The organism is Pseudonocardia sp. Ae717_Ps2 (assembly GCF_001932475.1).
In the GTDB taxonomy this organism is placed as follows: Bacteria; Actinomycetota; Actinomycetes; order Mycobacteriales; family Pseudonocardiaceae; genus Pseudonocardia.
Genome location: NZ_MCIS01000001.1, coordinates 2,813,392 through 2,829,776 on the forward strand (window position 1 = coordinate 2,813,392; position 16,385 = coordinate 2,829,776).

The following is a 16,385-nucleotide window of genomic DNA, read 5'->3' on the forward strand; positions in this document are numbered from 1 at the left end:
ATCCGACGAGCCTCGCGCCCGCGCGCCCCGCGCGCCAGCCGATTAGCCGGCCGTCACCGCGGCCCGGTCAGACCCGCCCGACCTGGTAGTCGCCCTGGTCGCTGGTCACGACCACGGGGACCTCGACCTGTTCGCCGTCGACGACGGCCTGGCAGGTGAACCGGGTGCCGGCCGACACCTCGACGTCCTCCGGGCAGGCGATCGCACCGACCTGCAGGCCGTAGTCCCGGGTGAGGACCTGGGTGACCCCGGCCTGCAGCGCGGTGCGGTCGAGCCGGTCGCTGCCGAGCACGCCCGCCCAGAACAGCGCACCGACGACGAGCGCGGCCACCACCACGGCGCCGATCCCGGCCAGGATCCACACCCGGGTCCTCGACGGGGAGCGGACCGCGTCCCGCGACACCCAGGGCTCGTCCTCGCCGGGGCCGGGGTTCTGCCACCCGCCCGCACCGGCCCCGCCGTCGGCGGGGACCGCCGCGGTGGACTGCGCGTCGGCCCAGGGCGACCCGGGCGAGGACGCCGGCACGGCGTCGGTGGGGGCTCCGGCCCCGGCGGCCCGGCGACGGGCGCGGCGCCCGGTCGGGACGGCCCACCCGCCGTCGGTGCCGGTATCGGTGCCGGTGCCCGCCTCGTCGCCCCACAGCGGCTCGGCGCGGGTCCGGTCCCCGGTGTCGCCGCCGGGGGCCGATCCGGCGTGGGCGGCCCAGCCGCCGGTGTCGCCGCTGTGACGCCCGCCGGCGGGCGGGACGGCGTCCCAGCCGCCGGTGCCCTGCACGGGCGCGCCGCCGGCGTCGTGGGTGGCGTCCCGGCGGGCCGTGGCCGGGTCCCAGCCCGCGTCGGTGCTGCCGTGGGTGGCCCAGCCGTCACGGTCGTCGCGCTCGGGGGACCAGGCTCCGGTGGTCTCGGGGTCCGCGCCCCACCCGCCGGGCGGTGGCGTGCCCCAGGCGGGGATCTCCCCGGTCCGCTCCGCGGCATCCTCGGGATGCCGGTCCGGTCCCTGCGGGTTGTTCATCGCCTACTCGTCCGCCCGTCTCTCTCGTCGTTCCTGCTGCCTGTGGCCGTGCTCGTGGCCGCTGTTCGTGGCCGTCCGTTCGTGCCGTGCGCTGGTGCCGTGTGCCGGTGACCGCTACTGCATACCGGCCGCGACCACACCGCGCCGGACGGCACCGGAGGCCCGGTGGGCCGCCTTCCCGACCGGGCTCGACCGCCCGGCGACCCCGGCGATCTGGTCGAGCAGGTCGAGGACCTGCCGGGTCCAGCGTACGAAGTCACCCGCGGACAGCTCGTGCCCGTTCCGCTCGGCGGCCTCCAGGACCTGCGCCAGGGACTCCCCGCGGGCCCACCGGTGCATCGGCCAGGCGAAGGCCAGGTCGGGTGCCCGGGTGCGTTCGGCCTTGTGCCGGCGCTGGTCGGCGTCGAGCTCCTCCCACAGCCGCACGGTGCGCTCCAGCGCCTCGGACACCGGGCCGGGGGGCAGCCGCGGCATCGGGGCGTCGTCCCGACGGGACTCGTAGACCAGCGCCGAGACGACCGCCGCCAGCTCCTCGGGTTCCAGGCCGTCCCACGCGCCGTGCCGCAGGCACTCGGCGGCCAGCAGGTCCGACTCGCCCCACAGCCGGGCCAGGATCCGGCCGTGCGGGGTGATCTCCTCCTCGCCGGGCTCGGTCTCCCCGGCCGGGACGAGGTAGCCGCGCTCGGCGAGCAGCGCCCGGATCCGGTCGAACGCCCGGGCCAGCGAGTGCGTCGTGGCCCGCACCTTCTGCCGCAGCGACTCGGTCTCCCGCTCCAGGCGGGCGTGCCGCTCGGCCCAGCGGGCGTGCGCCTCCCGGTCGTCGCAGCCGTGGCAGGGGTGCGCCCGCAGGGCCCGACGCAGCGTGGACAGCTCCGGGTCGTCCTGCACCCCGGGCCGGCGACGACGCCCGACGGCGCGCCCCTCCCCCAGCCGGGAGGCGCGCAACGAGGCGGCCAGGTCCCGGCGGACCTGCGGGGAGCGGTGCTCCACCCGCTTGGGCAGCTTGATCCGGCCCAGCACCTCCACCACGTCCGGGAAGTCCGCGGCCGACAGCCGCCCCGCCCACCGGTCCTCGGTGCACACCAGCGGCCGGACCTCGGGGTCACGGCCCGCGGCCGACACCGCCCCGATCCCCGGGTCGAGCACCACGGCGATCCCGGCGCGCCTGCCCGAGGGCACCGCGATCACGTCGCCGGGGCGCAGCTCGCGCAGCGACTCCGTGGCCTCGTCCCGGGCGGCGACGGTGTTCTGGCGACGCAGCGACTTCTCCCGGTCGGAGATGCGCCGCCGCAGGTCGGCGTACTCGGCGAAGTCGCCGAGGTGGCAGGTCATCGCCTCCCGGTAGCCCTCCAGGGCCTCGTTGTTGCGGTCGATCCGCCGGGCCAGCCCGACCACCGACCGGTCGGCCTGGAACTGCCCGAAGGAGCGTTCCAGCAGCTCGCGGGCGGCGTCGGTGCCGAGGCGCCCGACCAGGTTGACCGACATGTTGTAGACGGGCCGGAACGAGCTGCGCAGCGGGTAGGTGCGGGTGGAGGCCAGCCCGCCGACCTGCTCCGGGTCCATGCCGGGGGTCCAGAGCACGACGGCGTGGCCCTCGACGTCGATCCCGCGCCGCCCGGCGCGCCCGGTGAGCTGGGTGTACTCGCCGGGGGTGAGGTCGACGTGGGCCTCGCCGTTGTACTTGACCAGCCGCTCCAGCACGACGGTGCGGGCGGGCATGTTGATGCCCAGCGCCAGGGTCTCGGTGGCGAACACGCAGCGCACCAGGCCGGCGACGAACAGCTCCTCGACGGTCTCCTTGAACGCCGGCAGCAGCCCCGCGTGGTGGGCGGCGACGCCGCGTTCCAGCGCCTCGCGCCACTCCCAGTACCCGAGCACACCCAGGTCGGCCTGCGGCAGGTCACCGGTGTGCTTCTCGACGATCCGGCGGATCTCGTCGACCTCCTCGGGCACGGTCAGGCGCACCCCGGCCCGCACGCACTGCCCGACGGCGGCGTCGCAGCCGGCCCGGGAGAAGACGAACGTGATCGCGGGCAGCAGCCCCTCGCGGTCGAGCCGGTCGATCACCTGCACCCGCGACGGCGGCCGGAACCCCCCGCGCGACGGCCCGCCCCCGCGCGGCCCCCTCCCGACGACGGCCGTGGAGTCGGTCTTCCCGCCCCGGGTGCGTCCGCGCTGCGGGCCGCCCCGCCCGCGCGGACCGCGATCGCCCGCCCGGTCCGCGGCGCGGGAGGTCGTGAAGTCCCGCCGCGCCATCTCGCGGGTGTAGCGGACCAGCTCCGGGTCGACGACGACCTCCCCGGGCCCGCCGGGGGTGCGCCGCTCGCCGAACATGTCGAACAGCCGGTTGCCGACCATCATGTGCTGCCACAGCGGCACCGGGCGGTGCTCGTCGACCACGACGCGGGTGTCGCCCCGGACCTCGACCAGCCAGTCGCCGAACTCCTCGGCGTTGCTGACCGTGGCCGAGAGACCCACCACCGCGACGTGCTCGGGCAGCTGGAGGATGACCTCCTCCCAGACCGCGCCGCGGAACCGGTCGGCCAGGTAGTGGATCTCGTCCATCACCACGTAGCCGAGGTGGTCCAGCCGCCGGTTCGCCGCCTTGTCCGAGTCGGCGTAGATCATGTTGCGGAGCACCTCGGTGGTCATCACGACCACCTGGGCGTCGCCGTTCACCGCGGTGTCGCCGGTGAGCAGGCCGACCGCGTCCGCGCCGTAGCGGGCGACCAGGTCGGCGTACTTCTGGTTCGACAGCGCCTTGATCGGCGTGGTGTAGAAGCACTTGCGGCCCTCGGACAGGGCCAGGTGCACGGCGAACTCGCCCGCGACGGTCTTCCCGGCGCCGGTGGGCGCACACAGCAGGACACCGTGGCCGTCCTCCAGTGCCTCGCACGCCTCGCGCTGGAACGGGTCCAGGTCGAAGGGCATCAGACCGGTGAACTCGGCCAGCCGCGGGTAGGCGGCGCGGGCCTTCGCCGCCGCGTACGCGGCGGCCGGGTCGGCGGAACCATTCACCGCCCCAGGCTGTCACACGGCACCGACACCCTGCTCCGTCACAGGGTGAGCCGGGCCACGTGTGACCGCCGGCCTACTCCGGCCGGGCGAACTCCGCCTCGACGATGTCCGGGTTGATCTCGGTGCCGTGGTGCTCGCCACGGCAGATGGCGGCCATCAGGCCGTCCTTCTCGATGTCGAACACGTGCAGCGGCAGGCCGTGGTCGCGGGCCAGGATGAACGCGGTCTGGTCCATCACGGCCAGCCGGCGCGACAGCACCTCGTCGTAGGGCAGGCGCTCGTAGCGGCGGGCGTCGGGGTTGGTGCGCGGGTCGGTGTCGTAGACGCCGTCGGTGCCGTGCTTGGCCACCAGCAGCGCGTCCGCGCCGATCTCCAGGGCGCGCTGCACGCTCGGGTAGTCGGTGGTGATGAACGGCTGCCCGTTGCCGCCGGAGAAGATCAGGATCGCGTCCTTCTCCAGGTGCCGCTTGGCGCGCAGCCGCAGGAACGGCTCGGCGACGGCGTTGATCGGGATCGCGGTCATGACGCGGACGTTCTCCTCGCCGCCGGCGGACAGCTTGCCGCGCAGCAGGAGGCCGTTGATCACGGTGCCGAGCATGCCGATGTTGTCGGCCTCGACGCGGTCGATCCCCCAGGTCTCGGACCGGTTGCCGCGGAACACGTTCCCGCCGCCGACGACGACCGCGACCTGCACCCCGAGCGCGCGCATCTGCCGGATCTGGTCGGCGAGGTGGGCGAGGGCCTGCGCGGAGAACCCGAAGCCGTCGGCACCGGCCATCGCCTGTCCGCTGAGCTTGATGACCACCCGGTTGTACTTCATCTGTCCCGACCCGCTCCTCAGTGCCGCCCGACCCGATCCGGGGAGCCAGCCTACGGAGCCGTGCCGGACCGGGCCGCGGGGGGATCTGCGGCGCCGCCCGGTCAGGTGATGTCGTCGTAGCGGGGCGGCTCGGGTGCGGTCCCGTTCGCCCCGGCACCGGGGCGGCCGTTCGCCGCGCCCGTGGCGCCACCGGTCGGGGGAACGACGTGCGTCGGGGTGGCGGACACCGGGGCGGACACCGGGGCGGGCGGCTCGATCCGGGACGGCCCCTCGATCGGCGACGGCGTGGTGTCCAGCGGCGACGGCTCGTCCGGGTCCAGGGAGTCCCAGCCCTCGGCGGCCCGCCGGCGGGCCCGGCGGCGGTCGGTGATCCGGCAGACCTGGATGGCCGCCTCGAACAGCAGGGTCAGCGCGAACGCCAACGCCAGCATCGAGATGGGGTCCTGGCCGGGCGTGGCGATCGCGGCGAAGCAGAACAGCCCGAAGATCAGCCCGCGCCGGGAGCGGCGCAACAGGTCGTAGGACACGACCCCGGCCGCGTTGAGCGCGACGACCAGCAGCGGGATCAGGAAGCTGACCCCGAAGATGACGATCAGGTTGACGACCAGGGAGAAGTACGACGTGCCGGTCAGTGCCGTCGTCTGGATCTCGCTACCGATGGTGAGCAGGAAGCCGAGCGCCTGCGGGATGATCAGGTAGGCCAGCACCGCGCCGGCGACGAACAGCACCGCGGCGACCGAGACGAAGCTCAGCGCGTAGCGGCGCTCCTTCTTCAGCAGACCAGGGGTGATGAACCCCCACAGCTGGTAGAGCCAGATCGGGCAGGCCAGGATCATCCCGGCCGTGGCCCCGACCTTCAGGCGCAGCATGAACTGGTCGAACGGGGTGGTGCCGAGCAGGGTGCAGACGTTCGGGTCCGCCGTCAGCGACGCGCGCGCCGAGGGCGGCAGGGAGCAGTAGGGCTCCTTGAGCAGCTCCCCCAGGCTGGGGAAGCCGAAGAACGAGACCTCGAACCAGATGTAGCCGAACACCGTCGTCACCACGATCGCGGCGAGCGAGATGCCGAGCCGGTTGCGCAGCTCGTAGAGGTGCTCGATCAGGGTCATGGTCCCGTCGGGGTTGAGCCTGCGCTTCCGACGGAACGGTGCCTTCACGGGAGGAGGTGCCTCAGGCGGCCGGGCCGGCGGGCCGGTCGGTGGCCTGCGCCGGTGCCTGCGGTTGCTGCGGGGCCTGCTGCTGCGGGGCCGGTGTGGTCTGCTGCGGCGCCGGGGCGGCCGCGGGCAGCTCCTGGGCGGGCTTGGGCTCCTCGCCCTGACGGGTGCGGGCGTCGTCGTCCTTGAGGCCCTTCATCTCGCCCTTGAACACGCGGGCGGACTGGCCGACCGAACGCGCCATCTCGGGCAGCTTCTTCGCGCCGAACAGCAGGAGCAGAACGGCGATGATGATCAGCCACTCGTAGCCACCGGGCATGGGTCCACCTCGCGTCGATCGGGCCGGGTCAGGACCGAGTGTAGACACGGGCGAATCGGTCGCCCGGTCCCCCCGTCGTCGGACGTGGCCACGGTCACCCGGTGTTCATCCCGTCGTCGTCATCCTGTCGCATTCACGCGTCGGTGACGGGCGGTGTGACCTAGGGTGACGCGTCGGCGGTCCGCAGGGCCTCGCGGGCCCGGTCGCGCACCGCCGTGGCCAGCTCGGGCGGTTCGAGGATGCGGGCCGCGCCGCCGAGGCCGAGTACGAGACGGACCAGCCAGTCGTCGTCGGCGAAGCGGAGCAGCACCCGCAGCCGGTCGTCGCCGCCCGCCGGTGCGGGCACCGGGTCCGGCGCGCCGGGCGGCGGGTCGCCCTCGACCAGCTCGCCGGCGGCGGTGCGCACCTCGTCGACCGGGTAGTACTCGGCGACCCAGTGGGCGTCCGGTTCGAGCTCCAGGACCGCGTACCGGTGCTCGGCACGCGGGCTGAACAGCCCGTGCGAGACGTCGACGGGCCGTGCCTCGGGGTGTGCGCGGGCCGGTTCGTCGAGCTCCTCGGCCTGCTCGACCCGGTCCAGGCGGAACATCCGCACGTCCTCGGCCCGGCGGCACCACGCCTCCAGGTAGCCGCGCCCGCCGCTGACGACCAGCCGCATCGGGTCGACGTCGCGGCGGGACACCGCGTCGCGGCCCGCGGTGAAGTAGACGATGCGCAGCGCGCGCCCGCGGTCCAGGGCCCGGCGCACGACGGCGGTGGTGTCGCGCTCGCCGATCCCGGACTCGACGGTGACCAGGCCGCCCGGACCGGCCGCCTCCCCCACCGCGGCCTCGACCTTGGCGATGGCCCGCCCGACGGCGTCGGAGTCGACCACCCCGGCGGTCTGGTGCAGCATGCGCAGCGCCACGAGCAACGCGGTCGCCTCGGTCGTGGTCAGGCGCAGCGGCCGGGTCAGCCCGGCGTCGAAGACGACGTCGACGGTGTCCCCGGCGAAGGACAGGTCGACCAGGTCACCCGGCCCGTAGCCGGGCAGGCCGCACATCCACAGCAGCTCCAGGTCCTTGCGCAGCTGCCGCTCGTCGACGCCGAAGTCCGCGGCGGCCTCGGCGACCGGCACCCCTGGGTGCGCGCGCAGGTAGGGCACCAGCGACAACAGCCGGGGCAGGCGCTGGGCGACGCCCTGACGGCTCACGTGCGGGCCCCCCCCGGGCTCCGGCGCCGAGCGCGGCCTCCCACAGCTCGCGGACCGCGCGGGCCAGCTCCGGCGGGTCCAGGACGGCGACGTCCGGGCCGTGCCCGGCCAGCCAGCGCGCGACGGTGCCCCGGTCACGCAGGTCCAGCTCGATCTCCACGCCCGGACGGCCCGCGTGCTCGCGCGGCCCGCGCTCGCGGCCGGTGCGGCGCAGCCCGGCCGCGCGTCCCGCCGCGACCCAGACCCGCGCGGTCCCCGACACCGGCTGCGGGCCCGCCGAGGCGCGCACCAGGGCCCGCAGGTCGACGCCGTCGGGCACGGTGACCGCGCCCTCCGGTCCGACCGCGCGGACCGGGCCCTCGACGCGGGAGAGCCGGAAGCAGCGCACGTCGTCGCGGTCCCGGTCGTGGCCCACCAGGTACCAGCGGCCCCGGAACGACACCACGCCCCAGGGCTCGACGGTGCGCCGCACCAGCTCCCCGGCGGGGCCGCCGCGACGGTGGTCGAAGGTGACGACGCGGCCGGTGCGCACCGCGCCCAGCAGCGGCGCGAGCGCCGGCTCGCCCGCGGCGGCACCGGGGCGGATCGCCGCGGCCGGGGTCTCGGCGACCTCGACGCCGGCGGCGCGCAGCTTCACCAGCGCGCCGTGCGCGGCCCCGGCCAGCTCCGGGGAGTCCCAGAGGTTCCCGGCCAGCGCGACGACGGTCGCCTCGTCCGGGTCGAGGTGGATCTCGCCGAGCTCGTAGTCGGCCCGGGCGATCCGGTAGCCCTCGACCGTGTCGAACACCGAGTTGTGGCCGGTCTCCAGGGGCACGCCCAGCTCCCGCAGCTCGGCCTTGTCCCGCTCGAACATCCGGAAGAACGCCTCGTCGCCGGCGCCGTCGGCGTAGCCGGGGACGATGGACCGGATCCGTTCCGCGGACAGGTACTGGCGCGTCGACATCAGGCAGAGCACCAGGTTGACCAGTCGCTCGGCGCGGGCGGAGGACACGACGGGCATCGTAGCCAGGCCGGACGGGGCGGATCGGGCGCCCCGGGCCGCGGGCACCCGGGACCGCGCCGGGTACCGGTCACCGCTGACCGGTGTCTCATCCTGCGACAGGGTCGTTGACGACGGCCCGCGCACGGCAAAGGCTCGACCCCGGGTGCGGCGCCGCGGCCGTACCGGCACGTGGAGGTGGCGCATGTCCGGCGAGCAGGAGACCTACAACCCGTGGACCGTGGTGAACCTGGTGTTCCACCACCTGGCCGACCAGGGCCTGCGCCCGGTGCTCGGGGAGACCGGGGACCCGGCCGCGGCCGCGACCGGGCTGCTGCGGTCCCTGGGGATCGCCCCGGCACCGGAGAAGGCGGGTCCGGCCGACCCGGAGGTCCAGGACGAGCTGGCCGAGCTGCGGCGCCGGATCATGCCCGGGATCGAGTGACCGCGCGCCGGTGATCTAGTTTGCGCTCCGCACGGACGGACCGGTCCGCGGGGAGGGGCGCCGATGGAGCAGCAGACCGAGCGCGCGATCGTGCAGCGGCAGCTCGAGGAGCTGCACGCGGCGATCGGGGGCCCCGGTGGGGTGCCCGACGGGCGGGTCGTCGCCTACTACCCGCCGGCGATGGCCGAGCGGGCGCACCTGTTCGGGCTGGCCGCCACCGACATCGAGGGCACCCAGTGGGAGGTCGGCGACGCCAGGGTCCGCTTCCCGCTGCACTCCATCTCGAAGGTGTTCACCTACGGCCTGGCGCTGGAGGACAACGGCCGCGAGGAGGTCCTGCTGCGGGTCGGGGTCGAGCCGTCCGGGGACCCGTTCAACTCGATCAGCTTCGACGAGGTCAACCACCGCCCGTTCAACCCGATGATCAACGCGGGGGCGCTGGTCGCGGTGAACCTGGTGCACGGCGCGACCCGGGAGGAGAAGGTCGAGCGGCTGCTGACCCGGCTGCGGATCTACGCGGGCAACCCCGACCTGGCCGTCGACGAGGACGTCCTCGCCGAGCAGCTGGTCTCCAACGACCGCAACGTCGCCCTGTCCTGCCTCATGCGCAGCCTGGGGATGCTGCACGGCAACATCGAGGACAACCTCTACGTCTACCTGGCGGCCTGCTCGGTCACGGTCACCGCGAGCGAGCTGTCGACGATGGCGGCGACCCTGGCCCGGGGCGGGGCGAACCCGTTCACCGGGGTGCCCGCGCTGCCCCGCACCTACACCCGGGACGTGCTGAGCGTGATGAGCATGTGCGGCATGTACGACGCCGCCGGACAGTGGGCCTACGAGGTCGGCATCCCGGCCAAGTCCAGCGTGTCCGGGGCGATCCTGGCGGCGATCCCGGACGCGATCGGGGTCGGCGTCTACTCCCCCGGGCTGGACCGGCACGGCAACTCGGTCCGCGGGGTGGCGGTGTGCCGGGAGCTGTCCGACCGGTTCGGGCTGCACGTGTTCGCCGACCCGTCGGAGTCGCGGCTGGGCCGGATCGTGCGCCCGGGCCGGCGCGAGGAGACCACCGAGATGTACCCCTCCGGCGACGGCTGGCTGCCCGACGGGATCGGCGAGGCGCCCTGACCGGGGCGCGGGCCGTCGCCCCGGCGGACGGAAACCGGGTGCCGCGGGTCCGGGCCGCGGTCATGCTGCGGGGGTGTCCAGCTACCGCCGTCCGGTCGTCGTGACCGGGCCGTTCCGCGACGCCGACGGCTCGGTGATCCCCTACGGCCACCGGTGGGACTCCGACGGCCCGCCCGAGGACAGCTACTCGGTGGTGACCCACCCGGAGCGGTTCCGGCCGCTGCACGCCGTCGCCGACGCGCTGGTCGCGGACCTGGCGGAACGGTTCGACGTCGAGCTGTCCGAGCTGCCCGAGGACCCGGCGACCACCGGGGACGCCGCGGAGCTTCTGCCCGACACCGTCCTGCGGACGACGTCGCTGCGTCCGCGCGATCCGGCGGCCGCCACGCTGACCGTTACGTGGACGGCGCTTCCCGGGCTCGGCCTCGCCGCCGGGGCCTGGTGGCGGTCGTCGCTGCCCGTGTGCGGCTGCGACGCCTGCGACGACGACGTGGAGCGGCTCGCCGACGAACTGGAGCGGACCGTGGGGGCGATCACGGCGGGCGCCTTCCGGGAGTGGCGGGTCCGCCGGGCCGACCGCATGTGGCACGGCCACGCCCTCGGCCCCTACGCGGGCGGGTCGTCCTCCGGCGAGTCGTGGGCCGCGACGGAGGACGAGGAGGACCTCGGCCCGGCAGGCCCGAACGACCGTCGCTGGGCCCCCTGGCCCACCCGGCGCGACGGCTGAGCCCGCGGCCGGGCCCGTCGCCGTCGGTACGGTGCGCCCGGACACCCCCGACGAAAGGGACACCGATGGTCGCCCAGGCCGAGCGTGAACTGGTCCAGCAGCAGTTCGAGGAGCTCCGCAGCACCTGCACCGCGGGGAGCGGCATCCTGCTGCCCGGCGAGGAGGTCGTCAGCTACTACCCGCCGGAGATGGAGGCCCGGGCCGAGGAGTTCGGCCTGGCCGGCACGAACGTCGACGGCACGCAGTGGCAGGTCGGCGACTGCGAGGTCCGCTTCCCACTGCACTCGATCTCGAAGGTCTTCACCTACGGGCTCGCGCTGGAGGACAACGGCCTGGCCGAGACGCTGCGCCGGATCGGCGTGGAGCCCTCCGGGGACCCGTTCAACTCCATCACCTTCGACCACGTGCACCACCGCCCGTTCAACCCGATGATCAACGCCGGGGCGCTGGTCGCGGCGAACATGGTGCAGGGGGCGACGAAGGAGGAGCGGGCCGGGCGGCTGCTGGAGCGCAACCGGGTCTACACCGGCAACCCGTCGCTGGAGATCGACCAGGACGTCCTCGACGAGCAGCTGGTCTCCAACGACCGCAACCTCGGGCTCAGCTACCTCATGCGGAGCCTGGGGATGCTGCACGGCGACATCGACGACACCCTCTACGTCTACCTCGCCGCCTGCTCGATCACGGTCACCGCGCCGGAGCTGTCGGTGATGGGCGCGACACTCGCGCACGGCGGGGTCAACCCGCTGACCGGTGAGCGGGCGCTGTCCCGCGAGCACCTGCGCACGGTGATCAGCGTGATGAGCATGTGCGGCATGTACGACGCCGCGGGCGAGTGGGCGCACGACGTCGGCATCCCGGCCAAGAGCGGGGTGTCCGGCGGGATCATGGGTGTGCTGCCGCGCTGGTTCGGGCTCGGCGTGTACTCCCCCGGCCTGGACCGGCACGGCAACTCGGTGCGCGGGGTCGCGGTCTGCCGGGAGCTGTCGTCGCGGTTCGGGCTGCACGTGTTCGCCGACCCGCAGGAGTCGCGCTTCGGCCGGATCGCCCAGCCGGACTGAGCCGTGGCCCCGGGGTGGGTGCACCCCCACCCCGGGGGCGGCGGTCAGAGCGAGGCGATCAGGCGGTCCACCCGCTCGTCGACGGCGCGGAACGGGTCCTTGCACAGCACGGTGCGCTGGGCCTGGTCGTTCAGCTTCAGGTGCACCCAGTCGACGGTGAAGTCCCGCCCGGCGGCCTGGGCCGCGGCGATGAAGTCACCGCGCAGCTTCGCCCGGGTCGACTGCGGCGGGGTGTCCTTCGCGGCCTCGATCTCGCCGTCGTCGGTGACCCGGTCGACCAGCGCCTTGCGCTGCAGCATGTCGAACAGGCCGCGGCCCCGGCGGACGTCGTGGTAGGCCAGGTCGAGCTGGGCGACCCGGGCGCTGGACAGGTCCAGGTCGTGCTTGGCCCGGTAGCGCTCCACCAGCCGGTGCTTGATCGCCCAGTCGATCTCGCGGTCGATCTTCGACAGGTCCTGGGACTCGATGGCGTCCAGCGTGCGTCCCCACAGCTCGACGACGCGCGCCATCGCCGGGTCCGGGTGCCCGGTCGCCTCCAGGTACTCGACGGCGCGGGCGTGGTACTCGCGCTGGATGTCCAGCGCCGAGGCCTCCCGGCCACCGGCCATCCGCACCGGGCGACGCCCGGTGAGGTCGTGGCTGATCTCGCGGATCGCGCGGATCGGGTTGTCCAGGGTGAAGTCCCGGAACTGGACGCCGGCCTCGATCATCTCCAGCACCAGGGTGGCCGACCCGACCTTGAGCAGGGTCGTCACCTCGGACATGTTCGAGTCCCCGACGATCACGTGCAGCCGCCGGTAGCGCTCGGCGTCGGCGTGCGGCTCGTCGCGGGTGTTGATGATCGGCCGGGACCGGGTCGTCGCGGAGGAGACGCCCTCCCAGATGTGCTCGGCGCGCTGGGACAGGCAGTAGACCGCGCCGCGCGGGGTCTGCAGGACCTTCCCGGCACCGCAGATGAGCTGGCGGGTGACCAGGAACGGCAGGAGCACGTCGGCGATCCGGGAGAACTCGCCCTGCCGCGCGACGAGGTAGTTCTCGTGGCAGCCGTAGGAGTTGCCCGCGGAGTCGGTGTTGTTCTTGAACAGGTAGATGTCGCCGCCGATGCCCTCGTCGACCAGCCGTCGTTCGGCGTCGACGAGGAGGTCCTCGAGGATCCGTTCACCGGCCTTGTCGTGGGACACCAGCTGGGTCAGGGAGTCGCATTCCGCCGTGGCGTACTCGGGGTGCGACCCGACGTCGAGGTAGAGACGGGCACCGTTGCGGAGGAAGACGTTGGAGGAGCGGCCCCACGACACCACCCGACGGAAGAGGTAGCGCGCCACCTCGTCCGGGGACAGCCGGCGCTGCCCGTGGAAGGTGCACGTGACACCGAACTCCGTCTCGACCCCGAAGATCCGACGCTGCATGCCGTTCAGGGTAGGCGCCCGACCCCCTCTACTGTCACGACTGTGAGTGGATGGTTCGAACGCGTCGCCCGCAGGTCCCGTCGACTGGACCGCGGGGCGGACTCGGTGTCCCGGGCCGACCGGGCGGTCACCGAGTTCATCTCGAGCCGTCCACCGAGCCGGGTGGACACCTCGCTGCGGCGGCTGACCCGCACCGCCGACCACAGCGTGCTGTGGTTCGCGATCGCCGCGGTGCTGTCGGTGCGCCGGGGAGCCGGGCGCAAGGCGGCGATGCGCGGGATCGCGTCCATCGCGCTGACCAGCTTCACCGCGAACGCGCTGCTCAAGCCGTTGTTGCCGCGCCGGCGCCCGGCCGCGGCCGAGCTGCCGGCCTACCGGACGGTGGCCGACCCGCCGTCGTCGTCGTCGTTCCCGTCGGGGCACGCCGCCTCGGCCGCGGCGTTCGCGACGGCGGTGGTGATGGAGAACCGCCGGGCCGCACCGGTCGTGGTGCCGCTGGCGGCGCTGGTGGGCTGGTCACGGGTGCACGTGGGGGTGCACTGGACCTCCGACGTGCTCGTCGGCGCGGCGATCGGCACCGGCGTGGCGAAGCTGACGAACCGCTGGTGGCCGGTGCGCCCCAGCGACGAGGCCCGTGCCCGCCCGATCGACACCGTGCCGGCGCTGCCGCAGGGCGAGGGCCTGGTCATCGTGTCGAACCCGTTCTCCGGGCCGCCCGACACCGACGTGTCCGAGGAGGTCCGGGAGCGGCTGCCCGCCGCGCACCACCTGGTGGTCGGCGACGGGGTGAAGGTCGAGGACATGCTGGAGGACGCGCTGGCCGAGCGCGGGCAGTGGGTGCGCGCCGTGGGTGTCGCGGGCGGCGACGGCACCGTCGCCACCGCCGCCGCGGTCGCCGACCGGCACGGCCTGCCGCTGGTCGTCGTGCCGGGCGGGACGCTGAACCACTTCGCGCGCGACGTCGGCGTCTACGACACCCAGGAGGCCGTCGACGCCACCCAGGCCGGGGAGGCCGTCGCGGTCGATCTGGCGCTGGTCGAGGCCCACCCGGGCCGGCTCGACGACCCCGAGGACATCTCGGTCACCCGCACCCGCTACTTCATCAACACCGCCTCGATCGGCTCCTACCCGGAGCTGGTGCGGCTGCGGGAGCAGTGGCAGCCGCGCTACGGCAAGTGGCCGGCGTTCGCCGCGGCCCTGATCACCGTGCTGCAGCGCTCGGAGAAGATCAGCGTGAAGATCGAGGGCCGCTGGTACAAGGTGTGGTTCCTGTTCGTCGGGAACGGGCCGTACTACCCGCGCGGCGCGGTCCCGGCGTGGCGGCCGACGCTGGACTCGGGCCTGCTCGACGTGCGCTGGCTGCGGGCCGACGTGCGGTTCTCCCGGCTGCGGGTGGTGATCGCGCTGATCCTGGGCGCCCTGGGGCACAGCCGGGTCTACCACCAGCGGGAGGTGCCCAGCCTCGACGTCGAGCTGCTGGAGCCGAGCATGCTGGCCACCGACGGCGAGGTCGTCGAGGAGGCCGGGCGCTACACCTTCCGGCTCGCCGAGAAGCCGATCCCGGTCTACCGCCGCGACGAGGAGCGCTGGACCGGGCGGGACCGGCCGTTCCAGGGGTGAGACCCGTGCTGCTGCGCTCGGTCCGCCCGCTGCGGCCCGGCTGCGACGGCCTGGGCGGTCCGGTCGACGTGCTCCTGGACGGGGGCCGGGTGCGCGCCGTGGGCGCCGGGCTCGACCCGGGCGGCGCCGAGGTCGTCGAGTGCGACGGGCGGGCGCTGCTGCCGGGGTTGTGGGACCACCACGTGCACATGGCCCAGTGGGCGCTGGCCCGCCGCAGGCTGGACGTGTCCGGCGCCCGCTCGGCCGCCGACGCCGCGGCGCTCGTCGCGCGGCGGCTGGCGACCGCGCCACCGGCCGCCGGTGAGGTGCTGGTCGGGTTCGGGTTCCGCGACGCGCTGTGGCCCGACGAGGCGCACCGCGCGCTGCTCGACCCGGTCACCGGTGACACCCCCGTCGTGCTCGTGTCCGGGGACCTGCACCAGGGCTGGCTCAACGGCGCCGCGCTGGCCCGCTTCGGGCACGACGGGCACCCGACCGGCCGGATCCGGGAGTCGGAGTTCTTCGCCGTCGTCTCCCCCGCGCTGCAGGACGCGCCGACCGAGGCCCTCGACGGGTTCGTCGCCGACGCCGTCACCGCGGCCTCGGCACGCGGGGTGGTCGGCGTCGTCGACTTCGAGGCGCCGTGGTCGCTGCCGGACTGGCGACGCCGGATCGCCGGCGGCACGACCGGTTTGCGGGTCGAGGCGTCGGTGTGGCCCGACCGTCTCGACGACGCCCTGGCCACCGGGCTGCGCACCGGCGACGTCGTCGAGGGCACCGACGGCCTGCTCACCGCCGGCCCGCTGAAGGTGATCACCGACGGGTCGCTCAACACCCGCACCGCCTACTGCTACGACCCCTACCCCGCGCCGCCGGAGAACCCCCTGGAGCACCCGTGCGGGCTGCTGCTGGTGCCGCCGGACGAGCTGCGCCCGCTGCTGGCCCGTGCGCACGCGGGTGGGCTCACCGCGGCCCTGCACGCCATCGGTGACCACGCCAACACCCTGGTCCTCGACGCGTTCGCCGCGACCGGGGCCCGCGGGCGGGTCGAGCACGCCCAGCTGCTGACCGGCGACGACGTCCCCCGCTTCGCCGGTCTCGGCCTGGTCGCGAGCGTGCAGCCCGAGCACGCCCTCGACGACCGCGACGTCGCCGACCGGCTCTGGGCGGGCCGCACCGACCGGGCGTTCGCGTTCGCGTCGCTGCACCGCGCCGGAGCCCGCCTCGCCCTCGGCTCCGACGCCCCGGTCGCGCCGCTGGACCCGTGGATCGCGCTCGCCGCCGCCGTGCACCGCACCGCCGACGACCGGGACCGCTGGCACCCCGAGCAGGAGATCGACCGGGCGACCGCGCTCGACGCGTCGTTCGGGGTGGTCGACGGCGCGACCGCGGCGGTCGCCGTCGGCGCCCGGGCCGACCTCGTGCTCACCGAGGCCGACCCCACCTCCTGCGAACCGGCCGTGCTGCGCGCCATGCCGGTGGCCGGGACGCTGGTCGGCGGGCGCTGGACCCACCGCTCGGGGGTCTGAGG

At 74.6% G+C, this 16,385-nt stretch carries 13 protein-coding genes and 1 pseudogene; 6 read left to right on the plus strand and 8 right to left on the minus strand.

Features of this window, described 5'->3' with window-relative positions; all coding sequences use genetic code 11:
- Positions 1–67: 67 nt before the first annotated feature.
- From Ae717Ps2_RS13075 to Ae717Ps2_RS13105, 7 genes and pseudogenes are all read right to left on the minus strand, one after another.
- A complete protein-coding gene (locus Ae717Ps2_RS13075; protein WP_075333441.1) occupies positions 68–1,012 on the minus strand; it encodes a DUF4333 domain-containing protein in 945 nt (314 codons plus the stop codon).
- 114 nt (positions 1,013–1,126) lie between these two features.
- The gene (locus tag Ae717Ps2_RS13080) at positions 1,127–4,030 is read right to left on the minus strand and encodes an RNA helicase (protein ID WP_075333442.1); all 2,904 of its coding nucleotides are present in this window, start codon (positions 4,028–4,030) and stop codon (positions 1,127–1,129) included.
- Between the two features lie 73 nt (positions 4,031–4,103).
- Positions 4,104–4,850: a UMP kinase gene (gene pyrH, locus Ae717Ps2_RS13085; RefSeq protein WP_020625403.1), complete on the minus strand. Its 747-nt coding sequence runs from the start codon at positions 4,848–4,850 to the stop codon at positions 4,104–4,106.
- Positions 4,851–4,951: 101 nt separating this feature from the next.
- Positions 4,952–5,956: a twin-arginine translocase subunit TatC gene (tatC, locus tag Ae717Ps2_RS13090; protein WP_139320263.1), complete on the minus strand. Its 1,005-nt coding sequence runs from the start codon at positions 5,954–5,956 to the stop codon at positions 4,952–4,954.
- A gap of 61 nt (positions 5,957–6,017) precedes the next feature.
- Complete coding sequence (tatA, locus tag Ae717Ps2_RS13095) at positions 6,018–6,320, minus strand: Sec-independent protein translocase subunit TatA (RefSeq protein ID WP_075306322.1); 303 nt, start codon at positions 6,318–6,320, stop codon at positions 6,018–6,020.
- A gap of 160 nt (positions 6,321–6,480) precedes the next feature.
- Positions 6,481–7,512, minus strand: coding sequence for a YafY family protein (locus Ae717Ps2_RS13100; RefSeq protein WP_075333443.1), 1,032 nt, complete (start codon positions 7,510–7,512; stop codon positions 6,481–6,483).
- A gap of 19 nt (positions 7,513–7,531) precedes the next feature.
- A pseudogene (locus Ae717Ps2_RS13105) lies at positions 7,532–8,503 on the minus strand (helix-turn-helix transcriptional regulator); the annotation flags it as partial.
- Between the two features lie 193 nt (positions 8,504–8,696).
- Here Ae717Ps2_RS13105 and Ae717Ps2_RS13110 point away from each other — a divergent pair.
- From Ae717Ps2_RS13110 to glsA (Ae717Ps2_RS13125), 4 genes are all read left to right on the plus strand, one after another.
- A complete protein-coding gene (locus Ae717Ps2_RS13110) occupies positions 8,697–8,936 on the plus strand; it encodes a hypothetical protein (RefSeq protein ID WP_075306321.1) in 240 nt (79 codons plus the stop codon).
- A gap of 63 nt (positions 8,937–8,999) precedes the next feature.
- Positions 9,000–10,061 (plus strand): glutaminase A, encoded by a 1,062-nt coding sequence (gene glsA / locus Ae717Ps2_RS13115; RefSeq protein WP_075333444.1) that lies wholly within the window; start codon positions 9,000–9,002, stop codon positions 10,059–10,061.
- Between the two features lie 73 nt (positions 10,062–10,134).
- Positions 10,135–10,788 carry a DUF6226 family protein gene (locus Ae717Ps2_RS13120; RefSeq protein WP_075306317.1) on the plus strand — a complete coding sequence of 218 codons (654 nt, stop codon included), beginning with the start codon at positions 10,135–10,137 and terminating at the stop codon, positions 10,786–10,788.
- 65 nt (positions 10,789–10,853) lie between these two features.
- On the plus strand, positions 10,854–11,849 hold the full coding sequence (glsA, locus tag Ae717Ps2_RS13125; RefSeq protein WP_075306315.1) for a glutaminase A: 996 nt from the start codon (positions 10,854–10,856) through the stop codon (positions 11,847–11,849).
- A gap of 44 nt (positions 11,850–11,893) precedes the next feature.
- On the opposite strand, the gene pafA is transcribed toward glsA (Ae717Ps2_RS13125), so the two are convergent.
- Entirely contained in the window at positions 11,894–13,255 is a 1,362-nt protein-coding gene (pafA, locus tag Ae717Ps2_RS13130) for a Pup--protein ligase (protein WP_075306313.1), read from the minus strand.
- 42 nt (positions 13,256–13,297) lie between these two features.
- On the opposite strand from pafA, the gene Ae717Ps2_RS13135 reads away from it, so the two are divergent.
- Positions 13,298–14,875, plus strand: coding sequence for a phosphatase PAP2 family protein (locus tag Ae717Ps2_RS13135; RefSeq protein ID WP_226358165.1), 1,578 nt, complete (start codon positions 13,298–13,300; stop codon positions 14,873–14,875).
- A gap of 5 nt (positions 14,876–14,880) precedes the next feature.
- Positions 14,881–16,383, plus strand: coding sequence for an amidohydrolase (locus Ae717Ps2_RS13140; RefSeq protein WP_337819504.1), 1,503 nt, complete (start codon positions 14,881–14,883; stop codon positions 16,381–16,383).
- Positions 16,384–16,385: the final 2 nt, after the last annotated feature.